Here is a 17,984-nt window from a genome sequence, read left to right on the forward strand (position 1 = left end):
AAATAATTGCCAAGTGGTTAATTCTACACTATTGTTCAATCGTTGATTATTTTTGCCCTCTACCTGTTTTTAGCTCAAGTTTCTTATTCTTAGAGTAGATAGTATCTTTGACAACTTGGAGGAAAAAACTTTAATAATTCTAAACGTTCTGGAGTTAAATTAGATATACTCTTAACTCCAGAATTAATTAATAAATGAATCGACTGAAAACATTGAAATATCCAACGTAATGTTGGTCTATTTGTAGGACGACCTAATTGATTTTTGACAGTAGATTTAGTCCGGTTTAAGGTTTGACGAAGTTGACGCTGGCAATCGCGTGTAAACCAATAAACATAAGGCCATAATTAACCCCAAAGCTTCAATTCTATGGGGTGATTTAAGAAAGACACTATCAGTTAAAAACAGGGGGTCTTTGAGAAACCTAAAACCTCTTTATACAGATTGTTGTCCCTTGTATTTAGACAACATTTCTTCTGTAGTTAATTCCATCTTATCCAGGAGATTTGTTGCTAATATAAATCGACCCGATAGTTTTTTTTCTAATTCTATTTGTTACTCTCTTAAACCCACTTTAACTTGGACTTCATAAGGAAAATCTGTATCATATTTCGACTCTACGAATTTAACATTAATTTCTTTAAATTCGTGATATAAAAGCTTTTTTAAAATCTTTCTGGTTGCTGTTTCTGCATCTGCTTGACAAGCAAACTTTTCAGATTTTAAAGTGCGCAGTTTTTTGTCAACTTCAACTCGTTCTTTCTGGATTTTTTTCTCTAGACTTTTCAAATCCGATTCTCGCCTTAGTTGACTTTCAACTATTAACCATCTCTGTTCAACTCCGCCGTAAGTTTTTGATAGTTTTTGATAGCTATATCCCTTAATATGACTGGGAGTCAAATCTGAACCATCTTTTTCTTGAACTAACTTGTGAGCTGCTTTTATACGAACTGGGACTCTGCTTAACCATCTAATATTTGTTAATAACTGTAGATTTTCGTATTGGTATAAAGCACTATCTGCCACCATTAAACTGTCAAAATTTAACTGCTTTTTGAAATCTTTCATGGCTTGGACAAATTGTTTTTGGTCAGATTCATTTCCCGACCTTATTCTCATCCACAATGGTACATCTCCATCATTTGTACAAATTAAATCCATGAGAAATTGCTTTAAATCGGGTCGTTTATCTCTGGAATATCCATAGGTGATTTTGATAGTTTTTGGCTCCTTATCTTGGCATTTATTCATCCTCATCTGTGTGATAATCTCCATCCACATGAAATGAAGTAGAATCTAAGTGGACTGTCCTTGTTTCTAGCTGATAGATTTTCACAGCTTCTAATACCACAGACATAGAAATCTCATTTAATCCTCTGCGATATAGTTGTTCTAACACCCGCCCTAATTTATCATCATTAAAATACTCTGTTTTTACACCTGTTCCGATTAAATGTTCTATAGCTTTTCCATCAAAAAATTTACGATCGGGAATATAGTGGGGATGAAACTAATCCTAACCCATTTAAGAGCATTCCTTTAACTACTTGACCCCCTGTTATTTTTTCTGGTAACTATTCTCCAAGTAGTCGATTAATTTTCTGTTCTATGCCAATCTCGTCAATAATTCCTGCTACCAAACCTAGATGGTCTACATTAGTCACTTCTATTGACATTTTCTCCTCTTTTTTATCTTCACTTAATTATCTATAATTACACTTTGAGGTTTTTTTTCAGATGTCTAAATACTTACTCAAGTTTTACCATCTTTGCATACTACATTTTGTCGTGCGGAATGTGGGTTTTATCTGTCATATATCAACAGGACTTACGCATGAACCCTATTCGTAGGGTTTTTTAGCGCTAGCCTAACGCACTAGCACTCCATATATAGTGCCTTTGCGTAAGTCCCGATCTATTAATGACAGGAGATGTCCCTTTGACGAAAAAGATGATTTATGACCTAAAAAAATGGTATTGATCTAAATTCCCATGGGACTCCTGACTCCTAATAAACAGCCTAGTCATTTGTAACAAACATTTATCAAATTATTATTACAGCGCTTTTCGCTCTTGATGAACCACATGGCCATAACCAAAACCCTGTAAGCCTTAAACCGTATATTTTAACTGCTCCAGCGTTATACTTTCACCTTGGTAGCATCAACTAGACAGGACAGAACCTTATCTACAAAGGTCTCCATTGTCTCCTGACTGATTGCAGGCACAGAAAAGGGGAAATGCAAAAACATATTTCCCTCAAAAGTTGTAACACTAGCAAGAACATACCCCTCAACTGTAGCCTGTGAGGGAACAAAACTGATTTCTGATAGTTCAAATTTACCGTAAACTTTGGGAATGTTTACTTGACCAACATTAGATAGTCCCACTGTTAGAGGTACTTGACTAGCGCGGGAGATCATCAAGTCGGTACTCTTCCTCAAAAGCAACATTTCGATGAACATATCGTCGCGCTTTAAGCCAACTTTTAGCTGTTGGATAACATCCCGCGCTAATTCCCAAAAGGATCTCTTTGTGTCTACAGTGTGAAATGAATTTACACCAGAAATCAGTGTCCCCATGTGTTCATTGCTGACTACTGGTTTCAAATATTTGCGTAAATCAACATAACTCCGGCAAGACACGCGCGTTGTCCGATCTGGCCTAATTTTTCTTGCTGCAACCAACATCATTGCTGCGCATAAAGCACCTTGTACTGTTGTCTTTTCTTGACGGCAACGATTGACCAACTGTTGAGTAAAGTCAGCATCTAAGTGTCGATAAACATTGCCACAACGCCGTAACTCAAGAGGTATAGACTTTTCAATACCCAAGTTTTCTGGTCGGTGCAAAAGCAGTTTTAACTGAAATCGCAGCAAAGACAACAGAATATTTATCTTACCCCGGAAGCCTTTTGTGGATGGGGGAAATAACTCATCTATAGATGGAAGCGCCGATAACCTGGACACCGGAACGGGAGGTTCACCAGAGGCAACTTTCGAGCAGTAGCTCAAAAGTTCTGAATATAAGTGGATACTTGATAAAGCGTCGGCAATGGCGTGGTGTATGGTGATTATCAGATGGCTAGTGCTGTTTTCACCAAGCTCCTGTTCTTGCACAAGTACAGCTCGCAACAGCACTTCACTACTCTCAATTTTGGTGTTTAGTTCTTCGATGAGTGTTTCTTGCCATTGTCCCTCGTGCTTTTTATCCACAACTCGCAAAGGAATTTTTTTTGCACCAGTTTCAAAACGAAGATTATCCAAATCACCGACGATTCGAGAATTAAGTCGAGCATGATGGTCTTGAATAAGATCGAGTCCCTGTCTGACAACTTCTTCACTCAGAAGACCAAATATGCGCCCGCTAACCACTACATTGGATGAATTAGTAAGGCGATTCAATATTTCAACTGCTTGCTCTGCCCCACAGAGTTTTCTGTTATCAATCATGAATATTTCTTGCTTCATAAAACCGAGATAAAACGTCACAGTTAGTGACATTTTCATAATACAACACTGATGCTACCGGATTCGATATAAAAACATTCTCCATCTTCACCATTACCAAATATTTATAAATTTTTTCCCTCCTGACTCCTGATGACTGACTCCTACTTCAATTCTTATCTAGTTAATCGACGTCTCTAATTACCAAACTCTTTACGCTCCAGAATATTTGCACAATCTAATAAGACCTTGTAAACTAACCCCCCACCAATTAATATCCCTAACCACTTCAAATATGGTATATATGGCAACTGTCTCACAACTTCATCAATAACTTCAACATTAATAGGTTGAATAATCTCAAAATATTGCTGATAGAGGAATACATACAATGTGCTAAACCCACCTATGAGCAATACAGATGACAAAGTACGCAAAATCACTGCCAACGACAGAGCAAACTTGTTAACTGTTAACTCAAAAGGTATAGTTCGCTGTCGGAGTTGAGGCAAAATCAGATCGTTATACTCAGCAACAGTTTCTGATAATTTATTCATTGATGCCATCATACTCTCCGGGCGCAAACTTTGAATTAAAGCACGACGCTCTGATTCTTTGTTATACTTTTTGCTAACCTTGAAGTAATCGAAATCTGGCAACAAATACTGAAGCGAACCATCTAATGTTAAAAGAGAGCGACTAACTTTCAGAAAAGACCAGTTACTAGGGATACCATATTTAATTAAAACTTGAGAAAATTCGGCTGTAGCTCCACCCAAGGATTTTTCCTTGTATGATAACCCCTTAAGTCCTGACTTAGCTGCCCAAATCTGAGTTGCTTGTGCTATCTCTACCCGTGCTTTAGAAATATTTATCTTGGGTACATCTACAGCAAACCTTATAACATAGTCAGCAGCTTTGGCAAAATTTCCTTCTGTTAAAGCATTATTATATTTCAAATAGGTCGTTCTCAATTCTGTGTCTAGAGAACCTGTACTTCCTAAGTCAATTAGCACAAACTTGCTCTTACGCAACAAAATAATATTACCTGGATGTAGGTCACCATGATAGAGATTATCTTCATATATTTGTCGCAATAATGATAAGTATAAGCCTTCCCCTACCTTTTTGGGGTCTACATCGTTTTCCTCTTCCCATCTTCTAGCTTTGGCGCGATCGCGTTGATAAGTCTTAATATAATCCGACATCAACACACCATCAATAAATTCCATCACCAAAACTCGACGTTTAGAATATTTATCATAAACTTTTGGAGCATATATCTTGTGTGCCTTTAGTGTTTTTTTCATCTGACGAATACTTGATGCTTCATAGCGGAAATCTAACTCTTCTCTAAAAGTTTTCTCTAGTTCTGTTACAGCTTCATCTAAACGTAAATAACTACCAATATTAAGAGATATCAAGAAATTGACAAAAATCTTAATCAGATCCAAATCTCGTTTAAAAGCTTCCCCTAAACCAGGACGCTGAACTTTGACCACCACAGGAATTAGCTTTTTCCGCTTCCGCAAAACTGCTTTATGAACTTGAGCAATAGATGCAGCAGCCAAAGGTTCCTCCTCAAAAACTTCAAATATCTTATCTATTGGTTTGCCTAATTCTGATTCAATAGTTGACCGTGCTATATCAAAAGGAAACCCAATAGCTTCATACTGTAACTTTAGTAATTCATCACATACCTCATCTGGAAATAGGTCACTGCGCAATGCTAATAACTGGCCTGTTTTTACCCAGAAACCACCAAACTCTTCAAAAATTTCTCGCAACTGAGTAGCTGTTTTTTGCACATCTGATTTGCCAGTAAATCTGCGAAATTGTACCCCTAAAAAATAAACTATGAATCGCCAAATAATATAAATGATTGATAAGCGACGGGTCTCCAAATTTTCTACGACCTTTACTTTTTTCCGGTCTTTTTTTTCAACTATATATGTAGGGATATACTTCTTCTTGATCATCTTTTCAATTAGACAAATAACTTCTTTATTAATTGTGTATTTTACTATTTCACTGTTGTTTTTTTTAAGTTTACTTTTGATTTAAGTCTATGAATCTCCTCATAATTTATCTTGAAAATACTCATAATTATAAATATAGAAAAATCCTTTAATACACATTTTTCCAGAGATAAGACTATAGAAAAGTTACACCTTTAAAATAATCTTCTTAAGAATTATTATTAGAATAATTAATATTCATTTAATTAACTAGATAGTGAAAACTGTTTAATAATTTTGGAAAAATTGCTACATATCAGATATTTTATACAACAGCGATCGCTAACGAATTTGCAATTTCATATTTATTTACTTAGGAATCAAATCAAGGAAATTTTTATTCAAATAAATCACCATCAACCATCGGAAATTTAGCAAACTAAGATGAAATATTGCGATCGCAATATTCAAGTCTCATTTGACAGTGGATTTATGCTCCGTGAGGTAGGATTGTGACAGGCAAGATGCCTGTCCTACAAAGCTTTTATAATATATTTGTACCTCCTAACTTCGGCATCTGCTGTAATTAGGTTTAGATTCATAGTTGAATCACAAAATAAACTCTTTACTTCAATTTATATAATGCAAATATAATACTAATTTATCACTAATTTTGATGTTTTTTTTCATAAACAACCTAGATATATTTCAGTGATTTAGGTAATTTCAAATTATAAATTTGACGACAATAAAAAAGATTGATAATTGCATAAATTACTTTAACAAGTGCCTAATTTATCATCAATAAATCTGCCCCTATTTTTTTGCGCAACCCATTATCAAAAACCAACTAATTTACTTCACCCAAACAATAAGCTTTTATTCCCTGAGAAGCAAACCAATTAATCGTTATTTCTGCCTGAGTTGGTGACACCAAAACTACAAAACCAATCCCCATATTAAAAGTATTAAACATCGCCTCCTCATCCACATTACCAACTTCGGAAATCCATCTAAAAATAGGAGGAATATCCCAACTACTTTTATCTATATCAATAGACATTCCCTTTAGCAAACAACGAGGTAAATTTTCTGGTAAACCACCACCAGTAATATGAGCCATACCATGAATATCTAAACCCGCTTTTTGCGCTGCTAAAATTGGTTTAACATAAATTTTTGTTGGGGTTAATAACACCTCTCCTAAACTTTTTTTATCCAAAGCATCTGGGCAGTCTTGTAGAGAAATATTATACTCGTCAATAATCTTTCTCACCAAACTAAAACCATTACTATGAACGCCACTACTTTCCAACCCGATCGCCACATCGCCCACCTGCACCTGAGAGCCATCCAAAATCAAGCTTTTTTCCACAATTCCTACACAAAAACCAGCTAAGTCGTACTCACCAGATGGATAAAAACCAGGCATTTCAGCAGTCTCTCCTCCAATTAAAGCACACCCCGCCAAACGACATCCTTCAGCAATACCAGAAACCACTTCAGTTAACTGTTGCCGATCCAATTTTCCTGTTGCTAAATAATCCAAAAAAAATAGAGGTTCGGCCGCCGATGTCAACACATCATTGACACACATAGCAACCAAATCAATACCAACAGTATGATGACGGTTAAGAGTATTTGCTAATTTTAATTTTGTGCCCACACCATCAGTACCAGAAACCAAAACAGGTTCTGTGTAGCCACTTGGCAAAGCAAATAATCCACTAAACCCACCTAATGCTCCTAAAACTTCTGGTCGGTGGGTACTAATAACCATATTGCGGATATTATCTACAAATTCACGACCCGCTTCAACATCAACACCAGCTTGTTTATAATCCATCATGTTTTAGGCCAAAACTTTGATTGTGCGCTAGACAACAAGAAATTTAAGAAACCCATTTCTGAAGATTCTCGATCTTGCAAAGGCAATTTCATAAATCCCTGCTTTTGTCAGGATGTCTAGCCTTTAGAAGTTTACCATCTGTATTGTCTCTTTGACACTCTGCAGGATAAATCCACGCGAATTCTTAAGCAGAATAAATTTGCCGGGATAAATCCACGTCAAATTTAACCCTTAATGGCATAGCCAAAGATGCCTCTAGTCTGTCTGGGGTAAACCCATTCAGCTTACTTTTTAATCCAATATTTGCTGCACCATTGCAGTCAGCATTAATCAATTTATTTTGCTTTGTTTTGTACAAACCACGTTTAATTCTTTTGCCACTAAAGCTATATTCAATTGAATTATGAGCATGATAAACAGGTATATTATCTCTATCCAAAAAACTAGCCTTGGATGTGTAAGACTCCTCTTGTTCCAAATAAGTTAATCCATATCTTTCACACATAGCTTTTAACTTTAATCTCAAACTATAGTGTGATATCTGTACAAATTTTTGATTAGTTTTTTTGCCCAAGTTGATATCTTTTTTCATTCCGGGATTAACACCTACAACAATAGTAGATATTTGATTTTGACTACACCAGTTAATGAGATATCTAACTGCTTTATTCAGATAATCCCTTACTTTATTGTTTCGATTGACTGTGATGTTAACCTGTTTCTTAGTCAACCCTTTGATACCTTGTTTATCCTTTAATGACTGTAATCTAGCATTTTCCTTGTTGTACCACTGGTTGATTGATTTAAGTTTTCTTCCGTCCAAAATGAACGACGACCCAGTATTTGATACACAGGTAGCTAAATTATTTAAACCAAGGTCTATAGCTAAAGCTTTATCAGTTTTTTTTGCTGGTTGTGGTTCAACTTCAGTAATAAATTCTACTTCAAAAAACCTAGCATCATATCTAGGAATCACCCTAACTTCCTTAAGGTTTTTATCTATTAATCGCTCCGGAAAAGGGATTTTTACGGACCCATACTCAGCCTTAAATTTCCTAGACATTGGGATCTTAAAATATCCATCTTTGACAATAATTCGAGGTATAATCAAAGGAAAATACCCCTCTTTATTTAAGTATCTAGGCATTCGTATTTGTTCAAAGCGATACAGCCTCTCATTGGCAGCTTTTATTAAGTTGAAGAACGACCTAAAAGACCTATCAACAACTTTTAATGTTTGTTGTGCAATATCGGTTTGAAGTAGCTGATAATTTTCATTATCTTTGCAGTGATGATAGTTGGATTCATATCTGAGATACCCACCTTCTGCAAAATAAAACTGTCTCACAGAGTAAAGCGCTACATTATACATATTTTTGGATAATCTGCACAACTGTCTGAGAGCTTTAAACTCTTGAATGGACAAGTTCCTAATTTTGTTTTTTTGGGTCAGATACATTTCAACTATTTTCGCCATATAGTATAAGTATAGCGAAAACAGTTATGAAAGGCAATACTTAGAGGGCAGGTTAAAACCTGTCAGTTAGTTTTCATCCAGGCGTTAAAACGGACTGGTTTCCCACATCCCTAAATTTTTATGATGAAATTAACCAAATTTTTTTTCTAATTTGATTCCCAATCTTAAAAGTTTGTGATACTCTATTCCAGTCTCTTAATAATACTTAAACATCGAAGAGTTTGAGTTCTCTGGAATAGTAATGGCTAGACCATACCCAGATAAATTCAACTCAACGAGTGCTGCTTAAAAAAAATAGGTTTATGAAGCACAAAATTTGGACTGGCCTTACTTCTTTCTTGATATTTTCTAGTGTCGGTGTAGCTTACTCTTATGCAGATACTCTTCAAGAAGACAAAATTTATCAAAAGAACGAACCAATAGATAGAAGCTTAGAAACAAATGATAACTTACAGAAAACTGTTGCCAATAGGCAGGCAGATGTGCTGAAAGTTGGAGAATACCAGTTAAATAGACAACAGGGAGAAGATACTGTTACTGAAATTCTTGCCCATGAATTAACTGGTCGTCAAGCTGCAACTCTCTATGTTCGTAATATTCCAGTTCTTACTTTTCTTGACTCTAAGGATAAGAAGGCAAATAATATTGGTCCAGAGTCTAACTCAGACTCTTCGGTGAAAGTAGCTACTATTCAATCTTCTCATTCAAATCAACAAACAGATCCTGTGTGGCGAGCATCAATAGTTGCCTCTCAACTAAATCAGCTTATGCAGGAAAACCCTAATCTGGATATTACAGCCAAGTGGGACATAGATACTGAAAGCTACATAATTCTGGTCAATGACCAAAAATTAGTAGAAATAGATGATCAAACTATTCTGCCAGATAGTACCAACGATTTAGCAACAGATACCCTACAAGCAACTAACCGTCTAAGACGACAAGTTAATAATGCCCCTCCTCTAGAATCAATAGTGGGTAAACCAAAACCAAGACTACAGCCAGAACCACAAAAAATAGCTGTTAGGCCTATTACTTTCCAAGATCAAGGTTGGGCTTCTTGGTACGGCCCTGGATTTCATGGTAACTTAAGTGCCAGTGGCGAACGTTACAATCAATATGCCATGACAGCAGCCCATAAAACTCTGCCTTTTGGGACAAAGGTACGAGTAACTAATCTCAATAATGGTAGTTCAGTCGTTGTCAGAATTAACGATCGAGGCCCATTTATTCGAGGCAGAGTTATTGATTTATCCGCTGCGGCAGCTCGTATTTTAGGTATGATTCATAGTGGAGTTGCTCCTGTAAAAGTTGAGGTTATTGATTCTCGTGGGTCTTAATTTTGGCATTTATTTAGGGTTTGCGCTCAAAAGTCTTTTAGTAGGGGTAGGAGACAGGAGACAGGAGACAGGAGACAACCCACCCCTAACCCCGACCGTGGAGGGGAAGACAGGAGAAATGGGAATGAGCGAGGAGGTAGGAGCTAAGTTTTGTCCCTTGATTTTTCTGTCCTTGATTTGCCCAAAATGCTAACTTTTTGAATGTTTTAGACTAAAACAAGCGCACCCCTTGGGAATATCAGAAGGCTAAAACCTTTATCTATCAATGCTTTGATATTTGATCGGTAAACCCTATTTAATGTTTCACTTTGCATCATTAAAGGAGTAGTTACTCTCATAGTTTCGTGAGAGTTTCTATAGAAATAATTAGGGTTTGCGCTCAAAAGTCTTTCTAGTAGGGGTAGGAGACAAGAGACAACCCACCCCTAACCCCGACCGTGGAGGGGAAGACAGGAGAAATGGGAATGAGCGAGGAGGTAGGAGCTAAGTTTTGTCCCTTGATTTTTCTACCATAGTCAGCCCAAAATACTAGCTTTTTGAGCGTTTTCAACTAAAACAGGCGCACTTTTTGCGACCCTAAAAATCCTCAGACCTTTATATATAAATACTTTTATAATTGATCGGTAAGCCTTAATTAGGGGGAAAAGATAGACTTTTCCTCCTTTTTTCTGTTGCTTAAGTAAGTACCTGTGCAAAATTAATTTAACATTTGTCACTAGGAAATAGGGAATAGGGAATAATACCATTTCTCAAAAACTTTTCTACATTTTATTGAGTAGGGGAGTAGGGGAGTGGGGGAGTGGGGGAGTGGGGGAGAAGTAAAAAGTAAGAAGAATTAACATTAATTGGGCTATTTTTAGCAAAAAAGTAACTCTACCTGTTTTGATTAATTAATAACTGAAGTCTTACCCAAGTATAGCAATACTTTTGGGAATTGGTATAAGAAATAAAATATGCTTATGTTTGAGCAGTCGGTCTAAAAATAAATTTCCTTACTTATTTAAAAGAGCATTAGATTATTGGGGTGGGGGTGGGTTCATCTAATTGCTTAAGACTTATTAATTTAAGGTGGAACCCGCCCCTACTATTGCAACATTTTAGGTGTGTCACGCCACTACTTAATCTTTTGTTTACAAATAGCCTCTAAGATGACAATCAAATATACAATGAATTTTGTAATTTTACTTGACTACTTGGGTAATTATTCAAGAATTTAGAATTAAGAATTTAGAATTTAGAATTACCTCTCCTTTAAAACGGATAGAATTGACTAATCATGAAAATTTTTCTTTTTATCCTCTTAAAAGAGGAGGCTTTCAACCACAATTTTTCGGTCATGGGAGGTAAGTTAATGTGAATTTGTATAGGATAAACTTGAATAAGGCAATGCTTTTAAAAGCTCTAGTTATATGCAGCTTTATCAATATTAGATATGATTTTACAGCGATTTTCATTTCGATAAACTATTGTAGGGACGAATGGCCATTTGCTAACGCAAAGCTGCGCTAACGCCCCTACAAAATTTTTGTTTTGTTGTGACGATGTTGTTCAGAGATCGGCAAAAGCGCTGTAATGTTTTTACTGGTAAATCATAATAACCTTCTTCTATTCTCTCCTAGGAAAAAATATTTATCTTCCCATTACCAATACCCAATTATCAATATTATTTTTATAAAAAATGCGTTTATTTACTACTATTGCAGGTTTGCAATGCTATTTAAATTTATTTAAAAATGACCTCGACAAATTTCCACATACTGTTGGTTTAGTACCAACAATGGGAGCTTTACACAAAGGACATTTAAGTTTAATTAAACGTGCTAGAGAAGAGAATAAAATTACTGTTGTGACTATTTTTATTAATCCCTTACAGTTTTCTCCTACTGAAGATTTCCAACAATATCCTCGGCAGTTAGAAGCAGATAAAAAACTATGTGAAGAAGAAGGAGTAGATATTATTTTTGCTCCCACTCCTGAAACTATGGGCATGGAAAATGAGCTGTCTACTAATGCTCAAAATTCTACAACTACAGTTGTTCCTCCATCTAGCATGACATCAATTATGTGTAGTCTTTCTAGACCTGATTTTTTTCAAGGAATTGCCACTATTGTAACTAAATTATTGAGTTTAGTTCAGCCAAATAATGCTTATTTTGGGCAAAAAGATGCTCAACAATTAGCAATTATTCAAAGGTTGGTTAAAGACCTCAGTTTGTCAGTTAATATTATTGCCTGTCCAATAATTCGCGAAGCTTCAGGATTAGCTATTAGCTCTCGCAATCAATATTTAACTGTTGAACAAAAACAGCAAGCTGCCATATTATATAGTTCTCTTTGTCATGGTAGAAAAGTATTTTTAGAAAATCTAAATGCAGCAAATATTGTAGAAAAAATTAAAAATGCTGTGCAGGAACAATTGGCAACTTTACCATTTATAAAACTAGAGTATGTAGAAATAGTAGATCTAGAAAGTTTACAACCTTTAGAAAATATTCAGCATATAGGTTTATTAGCGATCGCTGCTCATATTGGTTCTTGCCGTTTAATAGATAATATACTTTTGAGAAACCGTAAACCAATAATTGCCATTGACGGTCCTGCTGGAGCTGGCAAATCAACAGTAACTAAATTAGTCGCACAAAAATTAGGACTTTTGTACTTGGACACCGGGGCAATGTATCGAGCCGTAACATGGATGGTTTTACAAGCTGGTATCCAAGTAGAAGATGAACCTCAAGTAGCAGAATTAGTCAGTCAATGCCAGATTAGCTTTAATGGCCCTGAAAATAACCATGTCACGATCAATGGCCAGGATGTGACAACAGCAATTCGGAGCAGGGAAGTTACAAATCATGTTTCAGCTATTGCAGCTCAGGCAACTGTCAGGTATTTTATGGTAGAACAACAACAAAAATTTGGAACAAAAGGAGGAATAGTAGCAGAAGGACGAGATATTGGTACTCATGTATTTCCCAATGCTGAACTAAAGATTTTTTTAACAGCTTCTGCCGAAGAGCGATCGCGACGGCGACTGCTAGAGTTACAACAAAAAGGTCAAACTAATATCAGCTTAGAACAGGTAAAAAAAGATATTATTCAACGAGACCAAAAAGATGCTAACCGGAAAATTTCTCCCTTACGAAAAGCTCTAGATGCTATAGAAATTAGCACCGATGGTTTAAGCATAGCTGAAGTTACTCAAAAAATTGTAGATATTTACAGACAAAAAAATCCACTACCATAGTTCATTTAATCCGGGAAATACTTAGTAGATTAAGATTAGTTAGATTAAACTCAGGAGGAGAATCAAGTATTTTATTTTTCTCAATAATTTTTTTTTAATAATAGCTATTATTTCAAAATAAAAATAATGGTTAGAGTACCTAAAAATTAAAAAGTTTGAACTTGAAAAAATTACCGAATAATTTCACACAATGACACAAGGTGTGTAGGAGAAATATGACAAACTTAAGTTCGCTATCCAGACAAGGAAAATCTTTAGCAACAGTAATAGCTGCTAGTGGAAGTTTCTTAATCGGAATGTTATTGCCCATGGAAATCTGGACAAATCAACAAACAACCACAAAAGCAACTACAGTAAAAACAGCAACAAATACAAATACAGTAAAAACAGCAACAAGTACAAAGACAATCAATCAATCGGTAAATAGCAAAGAAACTCCATTAGAAATAATTAAAATTAGTTCTGTTGTTGCCAAAAAAATTAATAATACTAAACAAAAATTGAGGGAATTAGAATTAAAAACCTTTAACTTTAGTGTCCCCAAAAGATTCCAAAGTCAAACAGTTAAAAATATTACTCTCAATAGCAAACAGAAAGTTATTTCCTTAACCTTTGACGACGGTCCGTGGAACAAAACTACAGAACAAATATTAGATATTCTCAAAAAGCATAATATTCGGGCAACTTTTTTCGTAGTCGGCCAACATTTAAACGTACGTCAAGAAATAGGCAAAAAAATAGTAGAAGAAGGTCACGTTATTGCTAACCACACATGGAACCACCCTTCTAAAAAGAGTAAAATGAGTCCAGACCGGATCAAAAGTGAAATTGGACGTACAGCAGACCTGATATACAAAATCACAGGCAGGACAACCAATCTATTTCGTCCTCCAGGAGGTGTTCTAGTGAATGGTTTAGCCGACTACGCCAAAGAACGGAAACACACCGTAGTCTTATGGTCTGCTGATTCCGTAGACTGGTATTACAGGTCAGCTAAAGAAATTACTAAAAAAGTTTTGAATAAAGCTAGCAATGGTGGAATTGTCTTACTACATGATGGTGGTGGCCCAAGAGGTCACGTTGTTGAAGCTCTACCCAATATTATTGCTGGCTTGAAAAAACAAGGTTATGAATTTGTTACCATACCAGAATTACTAACAATTAAAGATAGAGAGCTACATCAGGAAGAATTAGCAAAACAAAGAGAAATTAAAAAGCAAGAAACAAAGGCAGAAGGAAACAAGGAGTAAACAATGAGATATTAAATCCAACGACCAAAGAGAAAGATTTGATCTTTGATTTTCTACTTACTACTTCTCTCAACCGAAGGTGGATCGAAATACTTTTACCGTATTTAGTTGTGAGTTTTGTATAACACTTCAGAGCAGATCAGATTGATATTGTTATAGCAAAGGACGAGTTAGTTAGGACATAGATTGATGATGAACTGTAAGACAGAGAAATACTTTTCTCACTGTTGCCTGTTGCCTGTTGCCTGTTGCCTGCTATATATTGTTGGTAAACCTATCTATTAGTAGTTTTGACTAAAACAAGATGGCTTCTATAGCTCGCAAAAATTTATTAGAAGATATTCCTCGGTTTATAGTAGCCCAAGCAGGGATATTATTTGCAGTCAGCTTAGTGACAATTCAAACAGGCATATTAAATGGGTTTGCTCGTTCCACAACCCTACTAATAGATAAATCCAAAGCAGATATTTGGATCGCCTCTAATCAAATGGTCAACTTCGAGCTGACAGACCCCTTACTTTACGGTCAATTGAATCAAGCCAAAACTATAGAAGGTGTCCAACGAGCAGAAGCTTTGATTTTAGGATCAGTCAGATGGCGGCCTCAGAATGGAGAAATGAGTCCATTAATGGTGGTGGGATTTAACCCAGATGGACAACTGTTTAACCCAGGAAAAGTCATTGAGGGTAACGTCAGTGACCTGAAACAACCATTCGCTGTGATGGCCGACCAAAGTAGGCTATCTAGCATGCTTGCAGAAGGAGTAGGAACAATGGCGATCGCAGGTTCCCTACCAGCAAAATTAGTCGCAGTTACCAAAGGTACTCAGTCAATTGTATCAAGTACCTTATTATTTACATCCCTAGAAAACGCTAACACATATATTAGTGCAGGTATTAACGCCGAAGTTAACTGCAAAGTTGTAGGGGCAGGAAATCTTCAATGTACAAAAGTAGTAGAAAAAAAAGACCCCACTCAAAAATTGAAAGAAACACCAGCACCAAAAAATTTAGAAGTAGCAGATCCGATCGCTTATATATTAGTCAAAGCTAAACCAGGTGAAGATTTACAAGTATTAAAACAAAAAATAGAAGAGGCGATGCCAGCTACCAATGCTTACACTAAAAATGAACTATCTGAGAAAACCAGATTTTTTTGGTTGGCACGAACAAATATTGGTTTAGTTTTGGGAATGGGTGCAGTAGTAGGTGTAATTGTAGGCATAGTAGTGGTTGCCCAGATTTTGTATTCATCTGTGTCTGACCACCTGAAGGAATTTGGTACTCTCAAGGCAATGGGTGCATCTGATCAAGAATTGTATGCAGTAATTGTGGAGCAGGCAATTTGGATGGCAGTTTTAGGTTATCTCCCTGGAATGTTGGTATGTTTAGGATTGAGTACTTGGGTGGCAGGCAAAGGAATTATTATTTTGATTACACCTTTGTCTGCACTTGGAGTGCTAGGTATAACTGTTTTTATGTGTGTCGGGTCAGCTTTCTTTGCCATTCAAAAAGTAACTCGTATCGATCCTGCAATTGTATTTAAAGCTTAGAAATAAACAATTTCAGTTGTTGATCGCAAGTTGGTTTGAAGAAGGTTGTAGGTGTTAGGGTTTAGGTTTAGTAGTCCTGGTCGCGTAATGGTATATGGGAGTGAACAACGCCTAGTAAAGTAGTAAAGGCAAAGGTTAGGAAGTTTATAAATGCTCTCTCCTCAGTCAATTACTTCTGTACCTCACCAATTCCACTGTTCCCCTATCTGACTTGCGGGTGGTGCTATAAGGGAGGAAGATGCTTCCACCCCTGTTTTTTTGACCAAAATAATTACTATAGAACCCAACAGATAATATGTGAAACCGCAATATTGATTGGCATTCATCCCGACGCTCCGGTGACCTGAGAGCGCAGGTCTTCTGCCAACGTTGAGATAAAGTTAATCATAACGATTCTATCACTTCCGAGCAACAATAAGTTTTTTCCCAAGCCTTAGCAATATTATCTAACTATCAAAAAACTTTTGATTCTATCCTTAAATTATCTTACCACTACTATGCAGGACTACCTTTTTATAGTGGCTGTTGCAAAAGGAGGAGTCATATCAAATCCGTTTAATTCGGTATAAAAACATTCTTGATCTTCACCATTACCAAATCTTCATAAATTTTTTCCCTCCTAACTCCTGACTCCTGACTCCTACTTCAAAAGATTTTATACCGATGCTACCGGATTTGATATCAGGAGCTAAGAATTAACAGGAGCGCAAATCTCTTTACTTATAGCAATGAGCGCTGGTATATTTACAAATTGCAGGAGATGCCCAATAGCTAAAAGTCTTATATTATAGGCAATTTATCCCCCCTGTTGCCTGTTGCCTGTTGCCTGCGCACAGCGCTATATATCAAGTCCGGATAATTAGGGCTTGCTGATTAAATCTAAAAGTATTTACAGATAAAGGTTTTAGCCTTTTTGGGGTCTTTCAAAAGTGCCTAGTTTTCAGCTATTCACGCTCAAAAAGGAGCGTATTTTAGGCGCATAGTTGAGCAGAACAATCTTGGGACAAAACTTAGCTCCTACCTCCTCGCTCATTCCCATTTCTCCTGTCTCCTGTCTCCTGTCTCCTGTCTCCTGTCTCCTACCCTCACCCATAAGACTTTTTCAGCAAACCCTAATTAGTGATAGAACTCTGTTCCGAGATGCACGTTACCTAGTCCTTGTTCCCTTCTTCTAGACTATGACCATACTTTTTTGAATTTGGTATAACTTTTGATATTTCTATAAGTAACTCTATTCATGACTACTAATTTTTTTTCTGCCGTTATACCAATATTATGTGAGACTCTACAGAATTAGGTGTTAGGTATTAGCTGTTAGGTGTTATACCAATATTATGTGAGACTCCACAGAATTATGAAATTTATTAACTTGTCTGTCTCGATCTACATTTCACTCTGATTAAAATATTATTCTATGCAACTTCATATTAACTTGGTATTAAGTTTTTACAATTTTATTTTTTGATTCAAAAAGCGGTTAAATCTTCCTGATACCAAATCTGCCGATCAAAAAGTAGTTTTTCATGCCTCGTCTTAATCTTTACTACCTTACTACCTTTTCCCCTATTTACCTGGCAAAACCAACAGCTATCCTATTTTTCCTATCCCTATAAAAAGTATACTACCTAAAGCAAATCAAGTTTTTTTTAGCAAAAAAAAAGATTAAAATACGTATAATGTCCTTAATTTAAAGTAAGAATTTTATAAATTTATAGAGTTATTTATCCCAATAAAAATAGCATATATAAAACCATTAAATCAATTTTTTCTAGTCAAAAAAAGTATATTTTTAAAACTTAACTCATCATTAATATTCAACTAAAACTCATCATTTTGATATGAGTACGAATAGAAATATTGAGATT

General features: G+C 35.9%; 10 protein-coding genes and 1 pseudogene. 5 read left to right on the forward strand and 6 right to left on the reverse strand.

Features of this window, described 5'->3' with window-relative positions; translation table 11 throughout:
• Positions 1-89: 89 nt before the first annotated feature.
• From F6K18_RS16175 to F6K18_RS16195, 5 genes and pseudogenes are all read right to left on the reverse strand, one after another.
• Positions 90-1,676 (reverse strand): annotated as a pseudogene (locus F6K18_RS16175) (IS1634 family transposase).
• Between the two features lie 465 nt (positions 1,677-2,141).
• On the reverse strand, positions 2,142-3,509 hold the full coding sequence (locus tag F6K18_RS16180; protein ID WP_287522205.1) for a condensation domain-containing protein: 1,368 nt from the start codon (positions 3,507-3,509) through the stop codon (positions 2,142-2,144).
• Positions 3,510-3,646: 137 nt separating this feature from the next.
• Complete coding sequence (locus F6K18_RS16185) at positions 3,647-5,428, reverse strand: AarF/ABC1/UbiB kinase family protein (RefSeq protein ID WP_287522206.1); 1,782 nt, start codon at positions 5,426-5,428, stop codon at positions 3,647-3,649.
• Positions 5,429-6,257: 829 nt separating this feature from the next.
• On the reverse strand, positions 6,258-7,253 hold the full coding sequence (gene purM, locus F6K18_RS16190) for a phosphoribosylformylglycinamidine cyclo-ligase (RefSeq protein ID WP_287522302.1): 996 nt from the start codon (positions 7,251-7,253) through the stop codon (positions 6,258-6,260).
• A 187-nt stretch (positions 7,254-7,440) separates the two neighbouring features.
• Positions 7,441-8,733, reverse strand: a complete 1,293-nt coding sequence (locus F6K18_RS16195; RefSeq protein WP_353735086.1) for a transposase — start codon at positions 8,731-8,733, stop codon at positions 7,441-7,443.
• Positions 8,734-9,035: 302 nt separating this feature from the next.
• On the opposite strand from F6K18_RS16195, the gene F6K18_RS16200 reads away from it, so the two are divergent.
• From F6K18_RS16200 to F6K18_RS16220, 5 genes are all read left to right on the forward strand, one after another.
• On the forward strand, positions 9,036-10,073 hold the full coding sequence (locus tag F6K18_RS16200) for a septal ring lytic transglycosylase RlpA family protein (protein ID WP_287522208.1): 1,038 nt from the start codon (positions 9,036-9,038) through the stop codon (positions 10,071-10,073).
• Entirely contained in the window at positions 10,063-10,266 is a 204-nt protein-coding gene (locus F6K18_RS16205; RefSeq protein WP_287522210.1) for a hypothetical protein, read from the forward strand. The genes F6K18_RS16200 and F6K18_RS16205 overlap by 11 nt, the downstream gene beginning before the upstream one ends.
• A gap of 1,485 nt (positions 10,267-11,751) precedes the next feature.
• Positions 11,752-13,317 carry a bifunctional pantoate--beta-alanine ligase/(d)CMP kinase gene (locus tag F6K18_RS16210; protein ID WP_287522212.1) on the forward strand — a complete coding sequence of 522 codons (1,566 nt, stop codon included), beginning with the start codon at positions 11,752-11,754 and terminating at the stop codon, positions 13,315-13,317.
• A 215-nt stretch (positions 13,318-13,532) separates the two neighbouring features.
• Positions 13,533-14,567 carry a polysaccharide deacetylase family protein gene (locus F6K18_RS16215; protein ID WP_287522214.1) on the forward strand — a complete coding sequence of 345 codons (1,035 nt, stop codon included), beginning with the start codon at positions 13,533-13,535 and terminating at the stop codon, positions 14,565-14,567.
• Positions 14,568-14,871: 304 nt separating this feature from the next.
• Entirely contained in the window at positions 14,872-16,119 is a 1,248-nt protein-coding gene (locus F6K18_RS16220) for an FtsX-like permease family protein (protein ID WP_287522216.1), read from the forward strand.
• A gap of 940 nt (positions 16,120-17,059) precedes the next feature.
• On the opposite strand, the gene F6K18_RS16225 is transcribed toward F6K18_RS16220, so the two are convergent.
• Entirely contained in the window at positions 17,060-17,212 is a 153-nt protein-coding gene (locus F6K18_RS16225) for a hypothetical protein (RefSeq protein ID WP_287522218.1), read from the reverse strand.
• Positions 17,213-17,984 lie beyond the last annotated feature (772 nt).

Source organism: Okeania sp. SIO2C2 (genome assembly GCF_010692625.1).
GTDB classification, from domain to species: domain Bacteria; phylum Cyanobacteriota; class Cyanobacteriia; order Cyanobacteriales; family Microcoleaceae; genus Okeania; species Okeania hirsuta.

What these genes read in the sequence shown, in the direction of transcription:
- F6K18_RS16180 (WP_287522205.1), bottom strand. Translation starts at nt 3,509, where the DNA reads ATGAAAATGTCACTAACTGTGACGTTTTATCTCGGTTTTATGAAGCAA.
- F6K18_RS16185 (WP_287522206.1), bottom strand. Translation starts at nt 5,428, where the DNA reads ATGATCAAGAAGAAGTATATCCCTACATATATAGTTGAAAAAAAAGAC.
- purM (WP_287522302.1), bottom strand. Translation starts at nt 7,253, where the DNA reads ATGGATTATAAACAAGCTGGTGTTGATGTTGAAGCGGGTCGTGAATTT.
- F6K18_RS16195 (WP_353735086.1), bottom strand. Translation starts at nt 8,733, where the DNA reads ATGGCGAAAATAGTTGAAATGTATCTGACCCAAAAAAACAAAATTAGG.
- F6K18_RS16200 (WP_287522208.1), top strand. Translation starts at nt 9,036, where the DNA reads ATGAAGCACAAAATTTGGACTGGCCTTACTTCTTTCTTGATATTTTCT.
- F6K18_RS16210 (WP_287522212.1), top strand. Translation starts at nt 11,752, where the DNA reads ATGCGTTTATTTACTACTATTGCAGGTTTGCAATGCTATTTAAATTTA.
- F6K18_RS16215 (WP_287522214.1), top strand. Translation starts at nt 13,533, where the DNA reads ATGACAAACTTAAGTTCGCTATCCAGACAAGGAAAATCTTTAGCAACA.
- F6K18_RS16220 (WP_287522216.1), top strand. Translation starts at nt 14,872, where the DNA reads ATGGCTTCTATAGCTCGCAAAAATTTATTAGAAGATATTCCTCGGTTT.
- F6K18_RS16225 (WP_287522218.1), bottom strand. Translation starts at nt 17,212, where the DNA reads ATGGGTGAGGGTAGGAGACAGGAGACAGGAGACAGGAGACAGGAGACA.